Genomic DNA, 23734 nt, shown 5'->3' on the forward strand with positions numbered 1-23734 from the left:
TACAGAAATGCAATGCCCCCGAAAGTTTCTGTCTCTGAAACAAAGAAGATTGGTCATTTATTCATTTCGTCAATCCGTTTCGGTTCGTTAATCGATTGATGTCGGTAAAAAAGTTGAGGGCAGGGTGTGTCTAAAAAATGCACTGAGGAATCAATGACTCTTGCAGAAGTGGGTAAAATATAGACAGTTAATTCGCGACCAATGTAACAAGCTGAGAAAAGGAGAGGGAAAGTGATGCCGAAGTAGCAAAACCTGTGTTATATTTTCCGGTCTTATACGTATCGAATATACGATCAAACTATAGAGGGACAATGGCTCTATGAGCGATCTAGCTAAAGAGATCACGCCTGTCAGTATAGAAGATGAGCTGAGAGGCTCATACCTTGACTATGCAATGTCAGTCATTGTAGGTCGGGCTCTTCCTGATGCACGTGACGGACTTAAACCTGTGCACCGTCGGGTACTATACGCAATGAGCGTGTTGGGGAATGATTGGAATAAACCCTACAAAAAATCGGCTCGTGTTGTCGGAGATGTTATCGGTAAATATCACCCCCATGGTGATAGTGCCGTTTACGACACGATTGTACGGATGGCACAACCGTTTTCACTTCGTTATATGCTGGTCGATGGTCAAGGAAACTTTGGCTCGATTGATGGTGATTCTGCTGCGGCCATGCGTTATACCGAAGTTCGGATGGCAAAAATTGCCCACGAATTGCTTGCCGATCTGGATAAAGAAACGGTCGATTACGTTTCAAACTACGATGATACCGAGCAAATCCCAGCGGTCTTACCAACTAAAGTACCGAACCTGTTGGTCAATGGCTCTTCCGGGATTGCAGTTGGTATGGCAACCAACATCCCACCTCATAACTTAGGGGAGGTCATCGATGGATGTCTTGCCTTCATTGATAATGAAGACATTACGATCGATGAACTGATCGAGTACATTCCGGGCCCTGACTTTCCAACGGCTGCAATGATCAGTGGCCGTAAAGGTATTATTGATGCCTACAAAACCGGGCGCGGCAAAATTTATCTCCGTTCAAAAGCGGATATCGAAACAGATAAAAATGGTCGAGAGACGATAGTTGTTACTGAGATTCCTTATCAGGTCAATAAAGCACGCTTGATCGAGAAAATCGCAGAGCTGGTCAAAGATAAAAAAGTCGAAGGTATCAGTGCACTGCGTGATGAATCCGATAAAGACGGGATGCGTATTGTTATCGAATGTAAACGTGATGCTGTCGGCGAAGTTGTCCTGAATAATCTGTATTCACAGACTCAGTTACAAACCACGTTCGGCATTAACATGGTTGCGCTCGATAATGGACAGCCAAAACTGTTTAACCTGAAAGAACTGTTAAAATGTTTTGTTGATCACCGTCGTGAAGTGGTGACTCGTCGGACAATCTTCGAACTACGCAAAGCGCGGGATCGTGCCCATATTCTGGAAGGTCTGGCACTTGCGCTGGCAAATATCGATGACATTATTGAACTGATTCGTCGTGCTCCAACACCGGCAGAAGCAAAAGCAGGTCTATTGGCTCGTGGTTGGTCTTTAGGTGATGTTGCGGCAATGCTCGAGCGTGCGGGTGTTGATGCGGCACGTCCGGACTGGCTGGAACCCCAATACGGTATCCGTGATGGGCTGTATTTCCTGACTGAACAGCAGGCACAAGCGATTCTTGAGTTAAGATTGCACCGACTAACTGGTCTTGAGCATGAAAAAATTCTGGATGAATACAAAGCCTTACTGGAAGAAATCGCCGAATTAATGTTGATTCTGTCCAGCACTGAACGTCTGATGGAAGTTATCAGGGAAGAACTGGAAGCTGTCAGAAATGGTTTCGGTGATAATCGTCTGACAGAAATTACAGCAGCTTCACATGATATTGATCTGGAAGAGCTGATTGCGCGTGAAGACGTAGTGGTTACTTTATCTCATGAAAGATATGTGAAGTACCAATCACTGAGTGATTATGAGTCTCAGCGTCGTGGCGGTAAGGGTAAAAGTGCCACGAAGATGAAAGACGAAGACTATATTGAACGTCTGTTAGTGGCGAATACCCACGATAATATTCTGTGCTTCTCAACGCGTGGTAAAACGTATCGTCTCAAAGTGTATCAGCTACCTCATGCGACCCGGACTGCACGAGGAAAGCCGATTAATAACATTCTTCCGCTGGAAGAAAATGAACGGATTACGGCAATTCTTCGGGTTGCAGAATACTCGGAAGATAAATTTATCTTCATGGCAACCGGTGACGGAACCGTGAAGAAAACATCACTTGATCAGTTTGCCAATGTTCGTTCCAACGGCTTGATTGCTGTGAACCTGCGTGATGACGATTCATTGATTGGTGTCGATATTACGGATGGGAACAGTGAGATTATGTTGTTCTCGAAAGCCGGTAAAGTCGTCCGGTTTAATGAACAACATGTACGAGCTATGGGAAGAACGGCATCCGGTGTCCGAGGCATGAAGTTGGCAGACAACGATCAAGTTGTCTCGCTGATTGTACCTTCTGAACAGGGTGATATTCTGACTGTGACTGAAAATGGTTACGGTAAGCGGACTGATTTGAATGAATATCCGACGAAAGGGCGGGCAACTCAAGGGGTTGTTTCAATCAAAGTGTCTGAGCGTAACGGCTGTGTTGTCGGAGCCGTACAGGTAGACAGCGGTGATGAATTTATGATGATCACCAATGCTGGTACCTTGGTTCGAACTCGTGTCGGAGAAGTCAGTCAGGTTGGTCGTAATACCCAAGGTGTGACATTGATTAGAACCGCAGAAGATGAAAAAGTGGTTGGTCTGCAACGAATCGAAGAAGTTGAAGATGCTGATATCGATGCAAGCGTTGTCGATGAAAGTGTTGTAGCAGATGACACCACTGAGGATTCATCCTCGTCATCAGAGCCTTTAGCTCCAAATGAGGGAGAGAGCTCAGATGAGCAAGATCTCTCTGACGATTAATTCTGACGAATATCAGTGATAACGCGAATAAAACCGGGCAAATAGCCCGGTTTTTTTATGTCCTTAGCCCGCTAGTCTCTGATTGTCTCTGGGGTTGACAGCGTAATTAATAATAAAATTAACAATTTACTCAATTGCTCTTAGCAAAAAAAAGAGATATTAAATGTGATAATCATTCCAATAATTTAAATTTCATAGGACAACAAATGAGAAAATGATAAAATTTTTTTACTTGTTACCGATAATGGATAGATGCAGTGGACTCTCAAGTAACTCAGTTGAAGAAAGATTTCTACCAGCAGATTATGGCGCAGCACGCGTATGCATTTCCAAATACGTCCTCGACATTGTCACTTTTAACTGATGAAGAGCTGGAGCAGATTGAAAGAGTTTGGATCGAGCTGATCATGTGGAAAAAATCGCAGACACATTAACAGGTAGCGGTTCATACATATAAGAAACCCGGTAAATCAACTGATGACCGGGTTTTTTTATGTCAGAAATATTGAGTAATACAATCAATGAGACGGTTTATCAATCAGGTCGGGCGTATTCGATAGGGATGATTTGCAGGGATTACACGCCAATATAGAATAATCTCTTTTTCTCTTGGGCATCTAGTGGTATTTTCTATTTGTAATATTATAACGTCACCACTATACCTATGAGGGGGACGTTAGTGCGAAATGTTTTGATTGTTATTGATATGGAAATATCTGAGTAAGAGAGTACTGATATGGCGGATGTCCGAGCCAGAGTGGATTTAAAAGTTGGAGCAAAAAGTGATATTGATGCTGAGATCCTCTCTTTCAACGGTTTGAATACAGATAAAGAACACGTTGCTTTGATTTTTAAATCTGCAGACTTAAATCAAGAAATTCCTTTAGTGAGAATGCATTCAGAGTGCCTGACGGGAGATGTTTTCCACTCGTCAAGATGTGACTGTGGTGAACAACTAGAAGAAACTATTACTAAAATGGGAGAATCTGGTGGAATCATCCTATACCTTCGCCAGGAAGGGCGAGGGATTGGTTTATATAATAAGATTGATGCGTATCGACTGCAAAGCCAAGGGTTGAATACGTACGAAGCGAACCGAAAGCTTGGTTTTGATGATGATCTCAGAGAGTTTTCTGAAGCGGCTCAAATGTTGAAAGCATTGAATATCAATAAAATCCGCTTAGTGACAAACAATCCCAAGAAAGTGAATGACTTGAGAGCTCACGGCATTGAAATTGTTGAGATTGTTCATACGGCAGCCCATATTAAAGCGGGTAACGCCAACTATCTGAAAGCAAAAGTCAGTTATGGTAAGCATAAACTCTCATTGTAAGTGGCGTTCTCTGCTCTGACTGATATTCACTTCATGACCCTATTGATTTTTTATATTGTTTGACGTTATTCATAGGGTTGAAATCTGCCGCTGTGTTCATGATCAAAGAAAAAGATGGGATTCAGGCTTGAGTTTGTTGCGGGTGCAGGGGGGATTTGAATGTCCGGTTTGTCGTTGAGCCGATTCTTGTCAAACCTATCTTGGAGTGTCATAGTTCACTGTAATTTGGCTTTATAAGGAAAAATATGTCTCTTCAGTATCAAATAGTCCCTGTAACGGCTTTTGCTCAGAATTGTTCAATTGTTTGGTGCGATGAAACCATGAAGGGCATCGTGATTGATCCTGGCGGCGATGAAAAGCATCTTGCGGACGTGATTCAGGTGTTGGGGGTCCAAATTGTACATATTGTTTTGACCCATGGACACCTTGATCATGTCGGTGGGACGAAAACACTGCAACAATCGCTTGGTGCCGTCGATATTATTGGCCCGCATCAGGCTGATCGGTTCTGGCTGCAAGAACTGGAAAAGCAGAGTCAGATGTTTGGTTTTCCGCGAACGATGGCGTTTGACCCCGATCAGTGGTTGAACGAGGGCGATTCGGTTGCGTTTGGTCAGCAAGAGCTTCAGGTATATCACACGCCGGGTCATACACCGGGTCATGTCTGCTTGTTCAGTGAATCCGCAAAAGTGGCTTTTGTCGGTGATGTTTTATTTCAGGGAAGTATCGGAAGAACAGACTTTCCTCAGGGTGATTTCGAAACATTGATTCGTTCGATTAAAACGAAGTTATGGCCATTGGGCAATGATGTTACATTTATCCCCGGACACGGCCCACAGTCAACCTTTGGTCATGAACGTGCGTCAAATCCTTTTGTTGCGGATGAAATGCCACTCTATTGATGGCGCTGTTCCGGCTCTGCCGCAGCAATATAGCGTCTGGCCATTCCAATCAGTTCATCGCCTTGAATGCCTAAATCACTCATCGGGATGAATAGATCATACCCATGGTAATTTCTTTGATAGCTCATCCGGTTTGCCAGCATTGCGAGTAAGCCGGAATATAGCTGTCCGTCTGCCGACTTATATAAACTCGGATCCAGAACAATATCCTCGAACTCAGCAAGCCGGACATGGTGCTGTTTCATTCCCAGATAAAGTAGTCCGCGCTGAGACAATAAAATCTCACTGATAATTCGTGGGCAAATACTATTCAGAAAAGGAGAGTAGGACTTCAAACGAATCCCAATCCAGGGGAGTGGTTGGTGCCAGCCGTCAATATGATAGGTACATTGGTTAATCTCTTGAATATTATTCCATTTGACGACCCAGCCGCCTCGAAATGTGTGCTGTTGGAAGTGAGTTGCGGTTAAGGTATAACGAACCTGACTTTTGCGGATCAACCAATAGAGCAGTACTGCAATCCCAGAGAATAACGCAGCATAAATCAAAGCCAGAGAAAGGGTATTTGTGGTCATGATGATCAGCAGGGCGATTGTTGCATACGCAATCATCGTTAAGCGTACGGAGCGCTGGTGGAAATTAAATTCAAAATTTGAAAGATGAACCGTCTGCATATTTGTTCCACAATCGTTTGGGGCTCTGTTTTTCCTCAATTGGCTTTACGCCAATATCTGAAGACCGCGAATATTCAGAATAAATAAGACTTGAGTTCTGACACTCTGAAGTGATTTGAAGATAATATCTTCAAGAATTCAGAAGATACAGACCTTTGCTCTCATTGTTGGTTTATTAGGGCTGTTTTGCTTGGTTTTTAATCGCTTTTAGCTTAAAAATTAACTTTTCAGCGTAAATCATTTCTGCTGTCTATAAATTAGCGCAAAATTTTGATATAAACCGCACTTTGTTTAATGAATACTGTCTCGACAGTTGTAATGGAGAATATTCGATGAGACTGGCTCATAAGCGTAATGTGCAGAATAAACTGCAAAAGCGTATGAAACCCTTTGCCATAAATCCGACTTTAAAACAGTCTGCAGTAAAGCCGTCTGCAGTGAAGACACAGCCCCTTGTTTCTTCAAGTCAGCCAAAGGCAGCGACAATCGTCAACGAAAATCTCACCCCGAAGCAGGCTCAAGTGTTGGAAATTGTGACTCAACATGCTGATGGAATTAATCCGAAAAGCATCGGATTAGAAGCGGGTCAGGAAGACACAAAAGCGGCTAGCTGGGCAACAGGTGCACTGAAAAAACTTTTAGAAGACAATCTTGTTGAGAAAGTGCAACTGGCCGGCAATAAAGTACTTTATAAGCGCGCTTAAATCTGACACACGCCAAAAAGATCCAGTTGTGATGTCATTGCGCTGGATCTTTTTGATGTATCAGAGTATGACACTCTCGCCAATCTGTTCTGTTATTCGTGATTCAAAATACTGCCGATCTCTAGCATCGGTGCCACATCAATATTATCTGCTTTCATCATTGCTGAAAGACGCTGAATCGAAGAGAGTAACAGTGTCTGCTCCCACTCTTCCAACTGTTGGAACTGAGAAACAAAATTATCCTGTAAAGGCTGAGGTGCTTTATGCAGCAACTCTTGGCCGAATTCTGTCAGATGAGCATGAACTTTTCTCTTGTCTGTCACACTACGGACGCGGCGTACATAACCATTCCTTTCCAAACGATCCAGAATGGTTGTCGCAGTGGCTTGACTCATATTTGTATTACGAGAAAGTTCACGAATCGTGACTTCGCCTAATTGTTCGATTGAACGCATCAAAATCAATTGCGGCCCTGTGAGTCCTGCAACTTTGCTTAATTTTTTTGAGTGAAGGTCAATCGCTCGGATGATCTGGCGTATAGCAACCAGTACTTCTTCATGTTTTTCCAAAATCAATATCCAGACTTTGAGTAATTACTAATATTTTATACGGATAACAATAACGCGGACATTACCTCACTTATTCACAGAAGAAAAGTGCTATTCATAGAAGAAAAGTGCTGATGTCATCGTTTTCTTTGCAACTATCTTCAGGAAAGAAGGTTATGAAAGTATTTTTGCTGAATTGTCAGACAAGGATGACACGAATGTCATTTTGTTGCAATGTGGTCATATGTGACAGTGTAATGATGTGCTTTCATCATATTGTAATCTGTATAAAATATTAGTGTACAAAACAATCTCGCCGGAGGCTAAGTTGTTCGCGTTGTGATTTTAACCAAAAAGTTCTTTTTTATCTGTTTTTTAGTCTATATTTTAACCGATTGATGGCATTATTGATTAGTTTAAGATAAATTATGCCACGCGATGACGTGTTGTTCATTGTGTGTTCAAATGATTTTTAGCTGATTCGCCTAGGGATAGGTAATAATAATTTGACGGCTAAATCATAAAGAGGGGAATTATGACCAAAGGTATTGATAAATATAGTATCGACAGTACGGATTATACTGTCGGACAGGATAATGTTCAAAAATGGGGTTTTGATGTTCATAACCCTGTGTTTGGTATCAGCGCAGGGTTAATTTTGCTGTTTCTTGTGGCGACGTTAATTACTGATCCTGAAACAGCTAAATCCGCTTTAGACGGCATCAAATGGAAAATCATCGGCAACTTTGACTGGCTATTTATATGGTCCGGTAATATTTTTGTGGTTTTCTGCTTGATTCTTGTCGTTTCGCCATTCGGTAAAATTCGTTTAGGGGGACAGTCAGCAACAGCCGATTACTCTTACCTCTCTTGGCTGGCGATGTTATTTGCCGCTGGGATGGGCATTGGCTTGATGTTCTGGAGTGTGGCTGAACCGGTGGCGTACTATACCGGATGGTATAAAACACCCTTAAATGTTGAAGCATACTCTCCTGAAGCGGCGAAACTCGCTTTGGGTGCGACGATGTTCCACTGGGGATTACACCCATGGGCGATTTACGGGGTTGTTGCATTGTCACTGGCATTTTTCTGCTATAACAAAGGCCTGCCACTCTCAATTCGTTCAATCTTTTATCCGTTACTTGGCGATCGTGCCTGGGGATGGCCCGGACATTTGGTTGATATTCTTGCCGTTGTTGCAACGTTATTTGGTTTGGCTACATCGTTAGGGCTTGGTGCACAACAAGCTGCCAGTGGGATCCACCACGTGTTTGGGATTGATGCCGGAATCGGATTACAGATTGTGGTGATTATTGCGGTCACCATGTTAGCTGTGATCTCTGTGGTTCGTGGTATCGATGGCGGTGTAAAAGTCATTTCGAATATCAATATGATCATCGCTTTCTTATTGCTGCTTGCGGTCGGTCTGATTGGTTACGCGGTGACGTTTGATTCTATTAAAACAACGCTGCTTGCCTATATTGAAAATATTGTTTCTTTGAGCAATCCTCATGGTCGTGAAGATGAAGCATGGTTCCAAGGCTGGACTGTATTCTACTGGGCATGGTGGATCTCTTGGTCACCATTTGTCGGTATGTTTATTGCCCGGGTTTCCAAAGGTCGTACGGTCAGAGAATTTATCACGGCGGTACTCTTTGTTCCGACACTGGTGACTGTGGTTTGGATGTCTGTATTCGGTGGCATGGCAATCGATCAGGTGGTTCATCAAGTCGGTGAACTGGGCCATAAAGGAATTACTGAAGTTTCACTGGCGATGTTCCAGATGTTTGATGTCTTGCCTTACGGCAAAGTCCTTTCTTTAATTGGTGTTGTATTAGTTTTGGTATTTTTCATTACCTCTTCTGATTCCGGCTCACTGGTTATTGATAGTATTACTGCTGGTGGTAAGGTCGATGCACCGATTCCGCAGAGAATATTCTGGGCTTCTATTGAGGGCGCAATTGCCATTGCATTGCTATGGATTGGTGGAACACAAGCCATTCAGGCATTGCAGGCGGGTGCGATTTCGACAGCTCTGCCATTTACATTTGTTCTGCTCATGATGTGTGTCAGTCTGATTATGGGAATGAAAACCGAGCGATTGAATTAATTGCTGCGGTTATTCTGGAAAAGCCGGCGATGATGCCGGCTTTTTTGTATCTGGCCCCAACATTTCAACGCTGAATAGACTGGGTGAAGTGATTGATGATCAGGCCGTGACTGACTGAAGTAAATTTTTGCGGGGCTATATCCAAAAATCATTGATTGGCCGAGAGCGATCATAGTGATTAGCGATCTGCGCCTGAAGAAGCTCTGCTGTAGCGAGTGCATCAAATAATGCATCATGCAGCGGGTAGTGTGGCAATCCATAGCGTTCTCTGGTATTCCCCAGTCGGACTGATGGCTTTTTCTTAAAGCTGTTCATCAAATTCAGTATCCCTCCGGATTGCTGAGCCAAAATTCGCTCTTCGAGATGCATGGTGTCAACAACCGGGAACTCAATCCCTTCTTGAATTCTCTCTTTCAGCGCCTGATCGAGGAATTGGCGCTCAATCGGATGATAATGCACGACGATTATTTTTCCTGCCATAAGATGCAAGATCTCATCAAGAAACTCATTTAAATCAGGTGCGTCCATAATATCTGTATGTGTAATACCATGAACAATGATAGACGACTCTTTTAAAGGACGACGTGGTTTCACCAGCCAGTGTTTAGACTGCCCCGGTTTGATTCGATCCAGCGTGAAAGGGACCGCGCCAATCGTGACAATTTCATCCTTGGCCTGATTCAGGCCCGTTGTCTCAAAATCAAGTGCCAGAAACTCAATTTCTCCAATCGGGGTATCTGCATCGGGTAGTAATTGCTGATAGAAATAATGAAGCGACGGATGCGTTACCCGTTTCTGCTTGAGCTGATACTTTTTTTGCCAGTCAATACTGGGCGCTTTCAATAGTTTTTTTAGCATATTATGAGGCACGAGGTGAACTGCTTGCTTTATAACGATATTTCAAAAAGTTTTGCGCATTGCTCAAAATTTGAAATGCATCTTTCAGGTTCCGTCGTTCGAAATCCGAGAGGTTTTCCGGCTCAATATTGTTGTCCGGTTCAATTCGGTTTTCGACGTCATAGGCCTGATGGCGGATACGCACCATCGAGATAAATTCAAGCGCATCTCTGAGGTTTTCACCACCACCTTTCGGGAGGAGACCGTATTCGATAATATCATCCAACCGTTCAAATGAATTTTTTGCATGTGAGCCAATCGCAAGGGCATGAACCCGAATGACATCGGCCAGCGGTGCGGTGCCTCGTCTTTTGAGATTGATAGAATTATTGTGACGACCATCTTTTTCCATCACAAAATTTTTGAAAAATCCTAATGGCGGGGTGCGGTTTAAAGCATTTCTGGCCAGACAGGCAAGGAAGCGGGGGCTTTGTCGCGCGCGTCTGACAATAAACCGATTCAGTTGTTCTGCCCAGCGGGTTTGCCCGTAGACGCCATCCAGATCGAAGAAAATTGATGCGTTCAACAAGGCTTTCGGATTCGGGTCATCAATCCAATCGGAGAAGCAGGCTTCCCACTCCTGACGGGTCATCCGCCACATCGGATTGGTTGCCATGATATCACCGGTACAATAGCTATAACCGCAACGCGCTAACCCATCACAAACAAAGTGAGCCAGTTTGTTAAAGTAGTCGTCATGTTTGTTGGCGTCATAACGATTGTCGAGAATGATGGCGTTGTCCTGATCGGTAACGACCAGTTGTTCATCTCTTCCCATTGAACCTAATGCGAGAAAACAGAAAGGGATGGGGGCCGGCCCGTATTCAATTTCTGCCAGTTCAATAATGCGCTGTTTAAAGCTTCTGCCGATAACAGACATTGCAGTGCCAATCATGTGGGCATTCGCATCTTCATTGACCAGACGAACGAAACTTTCTTTGACCTGTTCGGCAATCGTCACCAAATCATCCACACTATTTTGATGAAAGATACTACTGACTAATAACAGTGAGTTCTGTGACTGATAACGAACCAAATCGGTTGTCTCGAGGATGCCTAATGGCTTGTTCTCTTTCAGAATCGGGAGATGGTGAATTTTGTGACGCAACATAGCCATCATTGCTTCATAAACATAAGCGTTATGATCAAGGGTTAACAGCTCGGTTGTCATGACTTCACGAATTGGCCGCTGAGGAGAAATTGCATTCGCTAAGACTCGGGTACACAGATCTCTGTCTGTAATAATACCTAATTGTGGTTTGTCATCCTGATCATCTGCCTCAGGCTGATCAGTATTTAAAATGAGCAGGGCAGAGACATTTTCCTCAGCCATTTTTTGGGCGGTGTCGTGGATCGATGTTTCCGGTGAGATCCAGATTGCTTCACCGGTTAGCAAATTCTTGACTTTGGCGGTGGACAAATCATTCGTTTCCACCGTACTGGAAATCGCATGGCGCAGTCTGGTTTTATCGTTAACTTCAACAAAATCGGCAAATACTTCATAGTTATCATATAGCATTTGAAAGTGTGCTTCCGGAATCCGGTAAACCAGCGTATCTTCAATCGCCGTGACAGGAAAAACGACTTTGTTATTGGTCAATAATCCCATTTGTCCAAATAGGTCACCTTGTGAGAGGCGGTTGTAAAGCTCGCCTTTGCGTCGATACACTTCGACGGCACCACTCCGGATGATGAACAAATCCTCAATAGTATCCCCGTTTTGAATAATCGGTGTATCCTTGCGAAAGTAGGTGATCTCTATCTGTTGCACCATCGCTTCAAGTGCTGTCTCTTCCAGCTCATTGAATGGGGGATATTGAGCAAAAAATTGTTTAATTTCCAATAATTCTGTATGCATATAGGTTTCTCTATCACGAGATAACGAGTATTTCTATCATCATAGCAGGAAGAGACGATGGGTTCGATGGAAGCACATGAATGTATTAAAAAAGTGAATTGAACCAGAGGAAAAGCCCGGTGATACCGGGCTGCTCTTGAGGTTAAGAATGATGTAATGCAGTTTTGCGGGTTTTCAAATGACTGAGAATCACACTGAAGAGAGGGCTGATCAGTAATAAAATGGCCAGAGATGTGAAGACCAAAGTAATCGGCCGTTCCCAAAGGAAACTCAGTTCTCCATCTGTGATCATCAACGCACGCCGCAGGTTTTCTTCCATCAGTCCGCCGAGGATGAATCCCAGTAGCAAAGGGGCCAGTGGAAAATTTGCCAGTCGTAATAAGATGGCTCCGATCGCAATCAAAATCATGATGAAAACATCCACGGTATTGAACGATACAAGATAGACACCGGTTATGGAGAAAAACAGAATCATCGGTAGGAGTACGGTCCGCGGCACGGCCAGTAAACGTGAAATATAAGGAATCAATGGCAGATTCAAAATAATCAACACGATATTGCCGAAATACATGGAAATAATCACTGACCAAAATACATCCGGGTGTTCCACAAACAAGCGGGGACCCGGTTGAATGCCATAGGCAATCAGCGCACCAAGCATAATTGCTGTTGTGCCAGATCCCGGAATACCCAGAGTCAGCAGGGGCACGAATGAACCACTGGATGCTGCATTGTTGGCTGACTCCGGAGCAACGAGCCCCCGAATTGAGCCTTTGCCGAATGACGCTTGTTTGTCTTTGGGAGCGAGGTTTCGCTCCAGACCATAACTTAGAAATGCTGCAATCGTTGCCCCGGCACCGGGTAAGACGCCGGTGAAGAATCCCAGAATCGAAGAGCGGACAGCAACAGGAGCCGCTTCTTTAAACTCTTCTTTATTAATTTTCATGCTTCCGAGTTCGCTCATTTTTTGGGTTTCCGTATGGCGTGTATCAGCCTCAGGTTTTAAAATGCCCATTAATGTTTCACCTAAAGCAAAGGTGGCCATCGCCAGCATCAGAAAACTAAAGCCATCCATCAGATCGGTTAAACCAAAGGTGAATCGCTCAACACCAATCCCTTTATCAATCCCAACAGTAGAAAGCATCAGGCCTAAGATCGTCATCATCCATGCTTTCAAAATTTGCCCTTTACCGGCAAAAGCGGCGACAGCGGACAGACCGACTAACATCAGTGCAAAATAATCGGCAGATTGAAAACTGAGCGAAACACTGGCGAGTGCCGGAGCTGCGAAGAGCAACATAATTGCGGAGAGTGTTCCGCCGGTAAACGAAGCATAAGCCGCTAATGCCAATGCTTTGCCTGCTTGTCCTTTTTGTGCCATCGGGTATCCGTCAAAAGCCGTGACGACGGTCGATGAACACCCCGGCGCATTGATTAAAATCGACGAAGTCGAACCGCCAAAAATTGCACCGTAGTAAACCCCAGCCATCAGAATCAGGCCGGAAGAGGGCTCTAAGCCATAGGTGATTGGGATCATCAGGGCAATTGCTGAAATTGGCCCTAATCCCGGTAACATGCCGATAAATGTACCGACAAAACATCCGACAACCACCATCATCAGGTTCATCGGCAGAACTGCGGTACTAAGTCCCTGAAGAATTCCATCTAACATTGCAGTCTCCTTTTTACCAGATCGTGAAGATGACGCCGGGTTCCAGATAAATATCCAGACCTTGAGTCAGTAACAGATAAAAGCTTAAGACAAAGGGAAATGAGGCCCCGAACAGGACTTTTTTACGTCGTTCGCCTAAGAGATAGAACCCGATCGCGAGAAAAAGCGTTGTGGCAACCACGAAGCCGACATAGGTCAGACCGATGCCATAGAACGTCATTAAAATCAGGAAACTGATGAGTAACTTCCAGTTGAATTGGAGTACAGCGCCACTTTTTTGATCGGGTTGCCCGGTGACGAGTAGTATCACAGCAAGAATGATCCCGATATAAGTGAGTAAAATCGGTAGTGTTCTGGCGGTAAAAGGTTCGTATTCATCTCCCGGAAGCAGAGGAATATTGAAGGTTTGATAGCCATAAACCAGACAAAATACGAGAAAAATTAAGGCGCCAACTCTATCGCGACTTAATAGATATTCTCTTGAGAGCAGTGGATTTATTTTAGTAGACATTATCCGACTCCATGGGTGTGAGGGCGTCATATACAGGTCGCCTGGACGGGGAATCTCAACAAAGGATTCAGCAAACCTGCATATGACAGTTGATGTTCTCGTTTGGGGAATAATTATTGAATGAAGCCCAGTTCACGCAGCAGCGTTCTCATCTGGTTTTCCTGTGCTTCAAGGAACGCATTGAATTCCGGTGCTGGCTTATAGTTATCGACCCAACCGTTCCGGTCCCGAAGCGTTTTCCATTCGGGGGTCTGGTACATTTTTTCCAGCACGTTGTCCCACGCCGCGACTTTTTCTTTACTCACTCCCGGTGCGGCAAAGAAGCCGCGCCAGTTAGCAAATACAGTTGGATTGCCATACTCTTTTAATGTCGGAATATCTGGTGCGGAAGGAAGACGCTCCGGTGCAGTGACAGCGACAATTCTGATCTGTCCGGCTTTTGACATCTCAAGCACTTCCCCTAAACCGGTTGAGAGGAGTTGTGTTTCTCCGGATAACAAAGCTGCCATTGCTTTACCGCCGCCATCATATGCGATGTAACGAACGGCTCTCGGATCGAAATTTTCGCCTTTGAATGCTTCAGCTACGACCAGATGATCTGTACTCCCACGGGCTGAGCCGCCGGCAATCTTGATTTTTCGAGGGTTATCCCGAAAATCAGCAACAATGTCTTTCCATGTTTTATATTTTGAGTCGGCACGCACAACAATGGCACTGTAATCCGAAACAATTGCCGCGACAGGGGTCATGTCCCGAAATGACTGAGGGAAAATGCCGGAAAGCGAGCGGACAACAATCGGGCTCGAGTTAATCATCAGCGTGTCTTGTTGGCGCTCTGCCGTTTCAATCAGGTGGGCAATTGCTTTGCCACCACCACCACCGGACATATTTTGAAAAGAGACGTTATCAATCAGTTTGGATTTATATAAAACATCACCCGTTCCGCGAGCTGTCATGTCCCAGCCACCCCCGGCACCCCCGGGAACCAGAAAATGGATTTCCTCAATATCTGCAGCCAGTGTATTGGTGGAAAATCCAGCAGCGAGCATGGATATCAACAGGCAGGTTTTCAGTTGCTTCATCATTCACGTTCCTTTTGCTGTGTGCAATTTATTTATGCTTATACGTTTTATGCGGTGTTGCTTTACGGTTGTCGCGGTTCGCTTCCTTCATCCGTAATCACTCCGAAAAGTTATACAAATGTTAAATACTTGTCCTGTTTATGGTAATAAAAGGGAATAATGAGCATTAAGAGTATTTTATTCATATTGTTCATGAAGTGTTGTAATGCGTTGAATCAATCACAGTTATTCGTGGTGTCACTCTCCACAATGTTGAATAAGTGTTAATGTACGGCTTCTTTTCTGGAGGTACATATGACATGGAATCAGATTAGTTTCCGTAAACGGATGTTGATCATCATGACCTTTTCTGGACTCGTTGAGTTGCTGATTCTGGCACTGGCTGGTTTTTCTTATATCCGCCATCAGCAAGAAGAAGATATGGGGCAGAAGGCATTGCGTGTTGCTACGTTTCTGTCTCAATCTCCGGCTGTGATTGAGATGATTCGTCAAAAAGATACCAGTCAGCAGCAGTATTACCGTGATCTGACTTATATGATCGGGGCGGCATTTATTGTGATCGGTAATCGTCAGGGGATTCGTCTGGTTCACCCGTTGGGAGAACGGATTGGTCTGCCGATGGTTGGGGGCGATAATCAAAGAGCACTGCGAGAAGGCCAGTCTTATATCTCATTTGCGCATGGTTCTCTGGGACGTTCCGTCCGGGGGAAGTCCGCAGTGATTGATGCATCGGGTCATATCATTGGTGTGGTATCGGTGGGTTACCTGATTGAGCGATTACAGGACAGGGTTGAACCCTATTTGTATTATCTGTTGATCATTGTCGTGTTGGTGGTGGTGGTCAATGGGCTCATTTCCGGATATGTCTCCCAACGCTTTCAAAAAGCAATTCTCGGATTTGAGCCTGAAGAGATCGGGCGTCTCTACGGAGAGCTTGATGTCACCATGAGTACCTTAAAAGAGGGCATTCTGAGTATTGATGAAAAGGGGTATCTTCGCTCTATCAACCGAAGTGCCTGCGATATTCTGGGAATCGATAAAGATAAAGCGTTGAATCGTTTATTAACGGATTCGTTGCATGACAGTAATCTCTATACCTTGCTGGAAACCGGACAAACCGATAGTGATATTGAATTGTATCTCAATCATCAGCGGCTGATTGCTAACCGGAGCCCGATCGTGGTTGATGGACGGGTTGTCGGTGCGGTTGCCAGTTTTCGATTACGTGATGAAATCAATGATTTAACCGAGCAACTGTCCCAAACGAAAGCTTATGCGGAGCTGTTACGGGCACAAACACATGAACATCGAAATAAGCTAAATACAATCAGTGGTTTAGTCCAAATGGGAGAGCTAGAAGCTGTCCAACAGTTGATTGGTCAGGAGACCGAACATTATCAGACATTGATCGAATTTTTGCGTGGCGCGATCAAAGATCCATTGATCGCGGGAATGTTGCTGGGTAAAAGTGAACGGGCCCGGGAATTATCGCTGGAGCTTCGGGTTGAAGAGGGAACCTCGCTGGACGCATTACCGGAGCACCTCCGCGCTGAAGATGTGGTGACGATATTGGGAAATCTAATTGATAATGCCTTTGAAGCGGTTCTGACCTCTGTACGGCAAAGTAAACATATTGCTTATGAGCGGCGTATTATCGATGTTTCGATCAGTGACTATGGGCATGACATTATTCTGGAAGTTGATGATCAAGGGTGTGGTCTGCCGGATGGTGTTAGTGTGAACCGACTGACCGAAAGAGGGGTATCAAGCAAAAGCTATCAGGGACGCGGCGTTGGATTATTTCTGGTGCAGCAGTTGACTGACAGATACCACGGGCAGTTAGACATGTACGATAAAAAGGGAAATGGCACAAGAATGACGGTTTATTTGCCCAAGGAGCCATTGATATGAATACCAGAGTCATGATTATTGAAGATGATCTGGTGATTGCTCAGCTTCATCAGCGTTATCTGGAACAAATCGGTGGATTCGAGGTGGTTGGTATTGCCACCAATAAAAGAGAAGCAGAGATGCAGTTGTCACTGCTTGCACCGGATCTCATTCTTTTAGATGTTTATTTACCCGATGGCACTGGATTAGAGATTTTGCAGCAGTCGAGAAGCAATCAGGATCAATGTGATGTGATTTTGATTACAGCAGCCCGAGATGTCGGAACACTACAGCAGGCAATGCGTTATGGTGTCGTCGATTATTTACTGAAACCTGTCGTGTTTTCCAGACTTGAATCCGCGATGCAAAAATATCAGCGACTACGGCAGCAGTTGACCGAAGCGGGCGGCCTTGATCAGGGGGTCATCGATAAAATGCTTTCTAGTCCGGCTGGCGCATCAACAACATGTGTGGAGAAACTCCCGAAAGGGATTGATGCTGTGACTTTGGATAAAATTCGCAAACTTTTTCAGGATCATGTTTTACTGACCGCTGATGAGGCCGGAGAACAAATCGGAGCGAGTCGAACGACTGCCAGACGCTATCTGGAGTACCTGAATGGTACCGGGGAACTTATTTCAGATGTGAACTACGGGACGGTTGGCCGTCCTGAACGTTGTTATCAACGCAAAGGTTAAATATCAGGCGAATCCATACGATGCAAGGATGGCAATACTCAGTGGGTGAATCGCCCACTGAGTATATCGGTAGAAGGCCACACGATGAGAGATAAGTTTTAAGACGCAGGGGAGAGCTGCGTTAAGAAATGGTCAAGATGTTGTCCTACCTCTGCCGGCGTTGACGCCCGTCTCATTTGTGCCATCGACGGGAGCTGGTTATTTTGGAAGTATTCAGCGGAAACAAAGGCATCACTGGCATGATAGCGCAATGTATCTTGATCGGCTGAACCGTCACCCACAATGATAAACTTCCCGGTCGTCTTATGCTGACTTTTCCACTGTTGTATCACTTGTACTTTTCCTTTGGAAGAAAGTAACGGGGAAGGGCGTATACTGAGCACTCGATTACCTAACCAGATAAAACGGTTGGCTGTGAGTTGATCGTATTGAATGCCCCATGCGTCTAACAAAGGGGCGATCCACTCTGTATAACCGCCTGAAATTACATGGAGTTTGACACCTTTTTCGGTTAACGAACGCAATGTCGCTTGTAATACAGGGTCTAAAGCATCGACCCGACTTGCGACATATTGATCGATGGTTTGCTTCGTGACAAACAGTGCTGTTCTGAGCATGATCAGCTTTTCTTGCCAAGTCGCACGCCCGGCAAATGCACGAGGTGCGATTTCTGCCAGATAACGCATGGTGTCATCTCCGCCTTTCTTATGACGCAATGCGATTTTCAAAACTTCTACCGTACTCTCTTCCGGAAGTAACGTATTATCAAAATCAAAGATGACATTCATAACTGTTTTAACTGCTCTTTGTAACTATACTTATCGTCTCTGGTCCAGCGGGTCGCCGGAATATTGAGATAATCGGCAACGGCTTGTTGAACCTTATCTGCAAACTCTTGTGGTGACTGCTCCCGGGAGTAATGAAGCTTGTCCAGATAAGTGACTTCAAAATGGATATAGGGCATCATCAGAATGGTCATGAAGCGGACATACCCGGGGGACATCATCGGACTTGGAGACAATCCAAAAGGAAGTCTGACTTTTAAAGCCACTGGCACGACGGGTTGTCCTCGGATCATAAACTCAGGTCGAAACCGAAAAAGGGCTTGCCCGTTATTCAGTGTCGCTTCCGGTGTAATATATAGTGCGTGTTTTTCCGGCGTTTTGTTCCACTCTCTGAAACACTGTATTAACTGACGTTGATTTCTGACGAGCCAATAGCTGGAATTCGAGCCTTTAAATAAGATATAGCCTACGAATTTGCCCAGCGGACTATCTGCTTTATCAATCATCAGTGTCGCGTGAGGCATGGCCAAACCCGGAATATGATCAAAAATACTGACATGTGGTGAGGCCACAACACATCCGGCTGTATGTTGACCGACAGCTTCCGGCGTCATATTACAACGTACCTGTATTCCTAACAGTCGAATAAAGACTCGATATACCGACTTTCTTTTCGAATGTGGAAATATCGGAAATACCAGTCCATAAGCACCGATCAGTAACAGTCGGAACAGTAATAATAACAATCCGAATGGCATATATAGCACGGTTGATACTGAAAAATGATGCCATAATTTCACATCACATAATGCCGAGATAGGGACATCCTGACATAATGTAGGTTGTTCAATATTTTGCATGTACTATTTCCCGTGCTTCTTGTTTTTGAATGTACTGATGTAGTTTTTGTGCAGTACTTTCGTTTTTGTCTCTGACCTTGAAAAAGTTATCCCGGTCATAGTCAATCTTGAGATGATCACCGAATGGCGTGGCCACAATCCGGCACTGATCACGATCAAGGTTGAGATATTTCAGATTCATCTGAATTGCACGAGTGTGTTTGATGTTGGTCAGTGTATAAACTGACGTAAATCCCAGAACATCAAAGGCCCAGCACAATGCTGTATGACCCGCTAAATAAGTCCATGGGGTTCCCCAGTATTTGGGTAAGTAACGCATCCCGAAATTAATACCAAATTGTTTCTCTTCAAATCCGGCATACCCCATGAAAGGGGCATTGGCTCCTTGAGAAACAACCCAGCGTGCCCATCCTTTTTGTTCCTGGTTTTGTCTGAATCGTTCAACTTCATCCTTGATGATATCGATAGTTCTTGCTTGTCCGGAAGAAATAAACTTCATATTTTCTTCATCGGAAGCGAGTGTTGCATATCCCTGTATATCTTCATCATTCCACTTGCGCAGCGTGATGCCGTATTTGCTACATATTACGTTATTCATATCTACCTACCGCCAAACTTCAGTTGTTCAATTGTTTATCATCGCCACATTTCTTCATGTGCTGCCTAAAGGGTAGCCAATGCGTATGTCGATTACCCAATTCGATGTTTCTACATCTCGTTCTAATACGTTTGTTTTTTTGTCCGCCTGCCGACTCATATAACCGAGAACAGATGGAAAAGTCATGAACTCTGAATGAGGCGCTGAACTCTCTTCGTCTTAGTATGTTTTTAAACATATTTGTTACATCATTATCGTTATTACATCATTATAGATAGTTATTTGTATATGCAACTATATTCATTTAGTCAATCACCAAACGCTGTATCAAGTGCGTGAGAAGGTGACAATTAAACTTTATCGGGTGAATAGTGTTTCGTTAAAATATTCCTTTTTTGAATTATCCATATAAATTTAAATTATTTGCTCTTGGTTTTAATGTAAATAGTTGCTTATCGTCATAATTATCAAAAGGGGGAGGACTGATCTTGATACACCTAGCCAATCGCTAGGAGGGAAAAGGCGTAGTGGATAAAATATAAAATAAAATAAAATCATCTAAAAAAATAAAAAATATGCTCTTCAGTCTCTAATTTGAGAAAATTTTCTTAATTTTTCTTTTGTGAGACAGATAGCGCTGAACAGAATTATATAAGAATGTTATCGCTATCATTTCGTATTGGTTGGATAGATATGATGTTTAATACTTTTTAAGCAGGAAAAAATGTGGATATTGTCTGTTTTAACTATCTTTTAATTATAAATGTTTATTTTGTCAATAATATTGGTGGTGTTTATCAGAGTGCACAAAAGGTGAATATTTATCAGTATGGTATACTTTAAAATAATAAACCAGTCCTGCATTCATGATGTGGGATTTTATTGTTCATTTGGCTTCCGGTTTAGCAACGTTAGCGTAAATACGTGACTTTAGACCGAACAAGCGAATCAACGATCTGACAATTATCGATATTGAACATGATCTTTCACATGTGGATACCCTGACAGGAACGGAAGTCGTTGATGTGATTGGTTCGTTGGTATTTTGTTTTGATTGTGTTGTCGAGGTGTGGGGCTCTAGCCGGAGTGCAGATCATACAGCCAGAGATGTTGGATACAGATGATATGAGTCGTGACAATGGTGTGGCAACGCATGTGTATCTGTATGGAAAGAGCCAGCAGCAAGGCTGACCCATCTATGGTACTACTTTCGGCGGTATAGTCTTTCGGGTCTGCCAACCCGACCATGCTGAATGATTGCTTCAAGGAAGCTGGTGGAGGTGCAATATTCGAGGTATCGGCGGGCCGTTGTTTTACTGATCCCCACCAACTTCCCCAATGATTCTGCGGTGTGTGTTACATCGTCTTCCTGATAAATTACTTTGATCTTATTGAGTGTTAATTCATCAATACCTTTGGGGAGATTATCTTGATGATATTGCGCTTTTGATTGGAAGTTGAGTAATTCATCGACATGTCTTTGATTGAAATTATCTGCGGCTTTCAGCGAGTTGTTATACTTTAAATAACGTTCAAGTGAATCTTGTAGCCGGTCATAGGCAATTGGCTTTAGTAGATAATCGAAAACACCACAGCGAACGGCCTCACGGACGGTTTCCATATCAGAGGCTGCGGTGACAAAAATAACGTCCGGCATATTTCCACCTGAAATCATTTCTTTCAGTAAATCCAGACCTTGACCATCAGGAAGAAAATTATCCAATATAATTAGTTGTGGCTTTAGAAGACGGAGCATGTTACGCGCTTCCGCGAGAGAGCGGGCAACACCAATCGGACGAAACCTAGGCATTTGATTCAGGTAGTAAGTGTGAAAATCAGAAATACTGACTTCATCTTCAACAATCAATACATCAAACACATCCATTATTATGTACTCACGTTAGGGATGAAAATAGAAAAAATGGTACCTTTCGGCTCAGCATGATCAATCAATATCGAGCCATTCGCCTGCGTAACCAGACGATGAACCAGATATAAACCAATACCGTGTCCCGGCTGTTCCTTGCTACTGACCCCTTTGCTAAAAAGTGAATCAGAAATCTCTTCGGGGATGCCGGTACCATTGTCCGCTACCTCAATGACGAGCTCGTCTGAGGCATCGGTTAAAAGCAGTGAGATTGTTTTATTACTGCTATCGTTTTTTAAAGTAGCTTCAAAGGCATTGTCAAGTAGATTACCCAAAATTGCGGCCAGTTCGTCGGATGACATACATTGTGGTTGTTTTTGCATCTGACAGAGTGGATCAAACTCCAACTGTAAGCCGAGCTCTTTGGCTCGGCTATATTTGCCTAGCAGTAGTCCGGCAATAATACGCGAGCAGAATGTTTGGGTAATATAATCGATCAGTTGTTGTTGATTTTGGGTTTCTTTTTGAATGGCTTGAATGGCTTCATCATAAGCGCCAATTTGGACTAATCCTCCGATCGTTGATAACCGATTGGTATATTCATGACTGAGCACGCGCAGATTTTCGGTATGCTGGCGAATTTGTGAAATTTGTGAGGTCAGGGTATTGATGTCATCCCGCCTCCGGAAGCTTACGACCCAACCGATGTGTCTTTCGTGATCCCAAATGTTCACCCGGTTCGCAACCAGTGTTTCGCCGTTGCAGGTGATGAGTTCATCTTGTTGTTCATTGATATCAATCTGACCAAGCGAATTACTGCCCATAAAAAATGAAGCCGGTGTGACGAACTCAGTAATCGCTCTGCCAAGTAAATATTTCGGTGGATGCGCGATCCCCAGTGTTTTGAGGGCGCGATGATTGACCGACAGAATATTTCCTTGGGTACTGACAGCGATAATTCCCTCATAAACACTTTGTAAGATTGAGCTATGTAAGCGTAGCGAGAGGGCAATTTCTTCCGGTTCCATGTCGAACATTTGCTGTTTGATATGTTTGGTAAATAACCAGGCACCGAGCATGGATAAAATCAGCAGAGCGAATACGGCGTAAAAAAGCGGATAGGAATAAAATGCCAGCCAGTCGCTGATACTGTTAACTAAGTAACCCACCGAGACAACACCGATAATCTCATCGTGCTGATTAATAATCGCGGACTTTCCGCGGATCGCAAATCCTAAACTGCCTTTTCTCAACGAGGAATAATATTCTCCGTATTTTAAGGCGCGCACATTATCACCGCCTTGCATCGGAAAACCGACTTTATCTGAGTCGGGGTGTGCCAGACGAATTCCTTCTTTGTTACCGACAACAATAAAATCAGCATCGGAGATCGCCTGTAGTTCGTGAACCGTCTGTTGAATCGCTGCCACATTATGTTGTTCGATGTTATGGATTAAGACTTTATTATGGGCAATCTCTCTGGCTTGGATCACTGCTTTGGTTCTGAATTGATGTTCAAGACTTTTGCTGAGAGTGAGATGAAAAAAAACGGTGACCAGTATTAATTGAATTGAAACCACAAAAATCAGCAGTAATGCAACCCGGAGTCGAAATGAAAGCTTCTGACAAATATGTGTATGAGCGGTTTGAAAGATCGTTTTAAGCATAACGTTATAAAGGCAAATTATTATCGGTGATTATATCGATTCTATGGTTCACTAGAATTGATATGAGTGGTGTACAATCCATTTTAAGTGTTGTT

The 23734-nt window shown here is 43.8% G+C and carries 20 protein-coding genes; 8 read left to right on the top strand and 12 right to left on the bottom strand.

Annotation, left to right across the window (positions count from 1 at the left end; all coding sequences use genetic code 11):
- The first annotated feature begins 319 nt into the window (after positions 1–319).
- The 4 genes from gyrA (at position 320) to OCV37_RS07080 (ending at position 5218) form a co-directional block, all read left to right on the top strand.
- Positions 320–2983 carry a DNA topoisomerase (ATP-hydrolyzing) subunit A gene (gene gyrA / locus OCV37_RS07065; protein ID WP_038178408.1) on the top strand — a complete coding sequence of 888 codons (2664 nt, stop codon included), beginning with the start codon at positions 320–322 and terminating at the stop codon, positions 2981–2983.
- A gap of 305 nt (positions 2984–3288) precedes the next feature.
- On the top strand, positions 3289–3417 hold the full coding sequence (locus tag OCV37_RS07070) for a 3-demethylubiquinone-9 3-methyltransferase (RefSeq protein ID WP_205409447.1): 129 nt from the start codon (positions 3289–3291) through the stop codon (positions 3415–3417).
- Between the two features lie 302 nt (positions 3418–3719).
- Positions 3720–4316, top strand: coding sequence for a GTP cyclohydrolase II (locus OCV37_RS07075; RefSeq protein ID WP_038178410.1), 597 nt, complete (start codon positions 3720–3722; stop codon positions 4314–4316).
- Positions 4317–4561: 245 nt separating this feature from the next.
- Positions 4562–5218: an MBL fold metallo-hydrolase gene (locus OCV37_RS07080; RefSeq protein ID WP_038178411.1), complete on the top strand. Its 657-nt coding sequence runs from the start codon at positions 4562–4564 to the stop codon at positions 5216–5218.
- Here the strand turns inward: OCV37_RS07080 and OCV37_RS07085 are convergent.
- Positions 5212–5892 carry a DUF2982 domain-containing protein gene (locus OCV37_RS07085; protein WP_038178412.1) on the bottom strand — a complete coding sequence of 227 codons (681 nt, stop codon included), beginning with the start codon at positions 5890–5892 and terminating at the stop codon, positions 5212–5214. The two genes, OCV37_RS07080 and OCV37_RS07085, sit on opposite strands and share 7 nt — an antisense overlap.
- 332 nt (positions 5893–6224) lie before the next feature.
- Here OCV37_RS07085 and OCV37_RS07090 point away from each other — a divergent pair, with 332 nt between their 5' ends.
- A complete protein-coding gene (locus OCV37_RS07090; protein WP_038178413.1) occupies positions 6225–6596 on the top strand; it encodes a hypothetical protein in 372 nt (123 codons plus the stop codon).
- A gap of 92 nt (positions 6597–6688) precedes the next feature.
- On the opposite strand, the gene OCV37_RS07095 is transcribed toward OCV37_RS07090, so the two are convergent.
- Positions 6689–7165 (bottom strand): MarR family winged helix-turn-helix transcriptional regulator, encoded by a 477-nt coding sequence (locus OCV37_RS07095; protein WP_038178414.1) that lies wholly within the window; start codon positions 7163–7165, stop codon positions 6689–6691.
- Between the two features lie 514 nt (positions 7166–7679).
- Here OCV37_RS07095 and OCV37_RS07100 point away from each other — a divergent pair.
- Positions 7680–9254 carry a BCCT family transporter gene (locus OCV37_RS07100; RefSeq protein ID WP_038178415.1) on the top strand — a complete coding sequence of 525 codons (1575 nt, stop codon included), beginning with the start codon at positions 7680–7682 and terminating at the stop codon, positions 9252–9254.
- A 135-nt stretch (positions 9255–9389) separates the two neighbouring features.
- On the opposite strand, the gene OCV37_RS07105 is transcribed toward OCV37_RS07100, so the two are convergent.
- The 5 genes from OCV37_RS07105 to OCV37_RS07125 all read right to left on the bottom strand — a co-directional run bounded on the left by OCV37_RS07105 (position 9390) and on the right by OCV37_RS07125 (position 15277).
- The gene (locus OCV37_RS07105) at positions 9390–10112 is read right to left on the bottom strand and encodes a 3'-5' exonuclease (RefSeq protein ID WP_038178416.1); all 723 of its coding nucleotides are present in this window, start codon (positions 10110–10112) and stop codon (positions 9390–9392) included.
- A gap of 1 nt (position 10113) precedes the next feature.
- Positions 10114–12009, bottom strand: coding sequence for a DUF294 nucleotidyltransferase-like domain-containing protein (locus tag OCV37_RS07110; RefSeq protein ID WP_038178417.1), 1896 nt, complete (start codon positions 12007–12009; stop codon positions 10114–10116).
- A gap of 142 nt (positions 12010–12151) precedes the next feature.
- A complete protein-coding gene (locus tag OCV37_RS07115) occupies positions 12152–13681 on the bottom strand; it encodes a tripartite tricarboxylate transporter permease (protein ID WP_038178418.1) in 1530 nt (509 codons plus the stop codon).
- 13 nt (positions 13682–13694) lie between these two features.
- Positions 13695–14192, bottom strand: a complete 498-nt coding sequence (locus tag OCV37_RS07120) for a tripartite tricarboxylate transporter TctB family protein (RefSeq protein WP_038178419.1) — start codon at positions 14190–14192, stop codon at positions 13695–13697.
- Positions 14193–14305: 113 nt separating this feature from the next.
- Positions 14306–15277 carry a tripartite tricarboxylate transporter substrate binding protein gene (locus tag OCV37_RS07125; protein WP_038178420.1) on the bottom strand — a complete coding sequence of 324 codons (972 nt, stop codon included), beginning with the start codon at positions 15275–15277 and terminating at the stop codon, positions 14306–14308.
- 291 nt (positions 15278–15568) lie between these two features.
- On the opposite strand from OCV37_RS07125, the gene OCV37_RS07130 reads away from it, so the two are divergent.
- Both OCV37_RS07130 and OCV37_RS07135 read left to right on the top strand, forming a co-directional pair.
- Complete coding sequence (locus OCV37_RS07130; protein ID WP_038178421.1) at positions 15569–17185, top strand: sensor histidine kinase; 1617 nt, start codon at positions 15569–15571, stop codon at positions 17183–17185.
- The gene (locus OCV37_RS07135) at positions 17176–17862 is read left to right on the top strand and encodes a response regulator (protein ID WP_157634860.1); all 687 of its coding nucleotides are present in this window, start codon (positions 17176–17178) and stop codon (positions 17860–17862) included. Before OCV37_RS07130 ends, OCV37_RS07135 begins: the two co-directional genes overlap by 10 nt.
- 98 nt (positions 17863–17960) lie before the next feature.
- Here OCV37_RS07135 and OCV37_RS07140 read toward each other — a convergent pair whose 3' ends face one another.
- The 5 genes from OCV37_RS07140 to OCV37_RS07160 all read right to left on the bottom strand — a co-directional run bounded on the left by OCV37_RS07140 (position 17961) and on the right by OCV37_RS07160 (position 23639).
- Positions 17961–18650, bottom strand: coding sequence for an HAD family hydrolase (locus OCV37_RS07140; RefSeq protein WP_038178423.1), 690 nt, complete (start codon positions 18648–18650; stop codon positions 17961–17963).
- Positions 18647–19507 (bottom strand): lysophospholipid acyltransferase family protein, encoded by an 861-nt coding sequence (locus OCV37_RS07145; RefSeq protein ID WP_038178424.1) that lies wholly within the window; start codon positions 19505–19507, stop codon positions 18647–18649. The genes OCV37_RS07140 and OCV37_RS07145 overlap by 4 nt, the downstream gene beginning before the upstream one ends.
- Positions 19494–20105 carry a GNAT family N-acetyltransferase gene (locus OCV37_RS07150; RefSeq protein ID WP_084717410.1) on the bottom strand — a complete coding sequence of 204 codons (612 nt, stop codon included), beginning with the start codon at positions 20103–20105 and terminating at the stop codon, positions 19494–19496. Before OCV37_RS07150 ends, OCV37_RS07145 begins: the two co-directional genes overlap by 14 nt.
- Positions 20106–21309: 1204 nt before the next feature.
- Positions 21310–21993: a response regulator gene (locus OCV37_RS07155; RefSeq protein WP_038178425.1), complete on the bottom strand. Its 684-nt coding sequence runs from the start codon at positions 21991–21993 to the stop codon at positions 21310–21312.
- The gene (locus OCV37_RS07160; protein WP_084717411.1) at positions 21993–23639 is read right to left on the bottom strand and encodes an ATP-binding protein; all 1647 of its coding nucleotides are present in this window, start codon (positions 23637–23639) and stop codon (positions 21993–21995) included. The genes OCV37_RS07155 and OCV37_RS07160 overlap by 1 nt, the downstream gene beginning before the upstream one ends.
- Positions 23640–23734 lie beyond the last annotated feature (95 nt).

The sequence above is a fragment of the Vibrio rhizosphaerae genome, assembly GCF_024347095.1.
Lineage (GTDB): Bacteria > Pseudomonadota > Gammaproteobacteria > Enterobacterales > Vibrionaceae > Vibrio > Vibrio rhizosphaerae.

Coding starts and splice junctions, on each gene's coding strand:
- gyrA (WP_038178408.1), top strand. CDS start 320: ATGAGCGATCTAGCTAAAGAGATCACGCCTGTCAGTATAGAAGATGAG.
- OCV37_RS07070 (WP_205409447.1), top strand. CDS start 3,289: ATGGCGCAGCACGCGTATGCATTTCCAAATACGTCCTCGACATTGTCA.
- OCV37_RS07075 (WP_038178410.1), top strand. CDS start 3,720: ATGGCGGATGTCCGAGCCAGAGTGGATTTAAAAGTTGGAGCAAAAAGT.
- OCV37_RS07080 (WP_038178411.1), top strand. CDS start 4,562: ATGTCTCTTCAGTATCAAATAGTCCCTGTAACGGCTTTTGCTCAGAAT.
- OCV37_RS07085 (WP_038178412.1), bottom strand. CDS start 5,892: ATGCAGACGGTTCATCTTTCAAATTTTGAATTTAATTTCCACCAGCGC.
- OCV37_RS07090 (WP_038178413.1), top strand. CDS start 6,225: ATGAGACTGGCTCATAAGCGTAATGTGCAGAATAAACTGCAAAAGCGT.
- OCV37_RS07100 (WP_038178415.1), top strand. CDS start 7,680: ATGACCAAAGGTATTGATAAATATAGTATCGACAGTACGGATTATACT.
- OCV37_RS07105 (WP_038178416.1), bottom strand. CDS start 10,112: ATGCTAAAAAAACTATTGAAAGCGCCCAGTATTGACTGGCAAAAAAAG.
- OCV37_RS07110 (WP_038178417.1), bottom strand. CDS start 12,009: ATGCATACAGAATTATTGGAAATTAAACAATTTTTTGCTCAATATCCC.
- OCV37_RS07115 (WP_038178418.1), bottom strand. CDS start 13,681: ATGTTAGATGGAATTCTTCAGGGACTTAGTACCGCAGTTCTGCCGATG.
- OCV37_RS07120 (WP_038178419.1), bottom strand. CDS start 14,192: ATGTCTACTAAAATAAATCCACTGCTCTCAAGAGAATATCTATTAAGT.
- OCV37_RS07125 (WP_038178420.1), bottom strand. CDS start 15,277: ATGATGAAGCAACTGAAAACCTGCCTGTTGATATCCATGCTCGCTGCT.
- OCV37_RS07130 (WP_038178421.1), top strand. CDS start 15,569: ATGACATGGAATCAGATTAGTTTCCGTAAACGGATGTTGATCATCATG.
- OCV37_RS07140 (WP_038178423.1), bottom strand. CDS start 18,650: ATGAATGTCATCTTTGATTTTGATAATACGTTACTTCCGGAAGAGAGT.
- OCV37_RS07145 (WP_038178424.1), bottom strand. CDS start 19,507: ATGCAAAATATTGAACAACCTACATTATGTCAGGATGTCCCTATCTCG.
- OCV37_RS07150 (WP_084717410.1), bottom strand. CDS start 20,105: ATGAATAACGTAATATGTAGCAAATACGGCATCACGCTGCGCAAGTGG.
- OCV37_RS07160 (WP_084717411.1), bottom strand. CDS start 23,639: ATGCTTAAAACGATCTTTCAAACCGCTCATACACATATTTGTCAGAAG.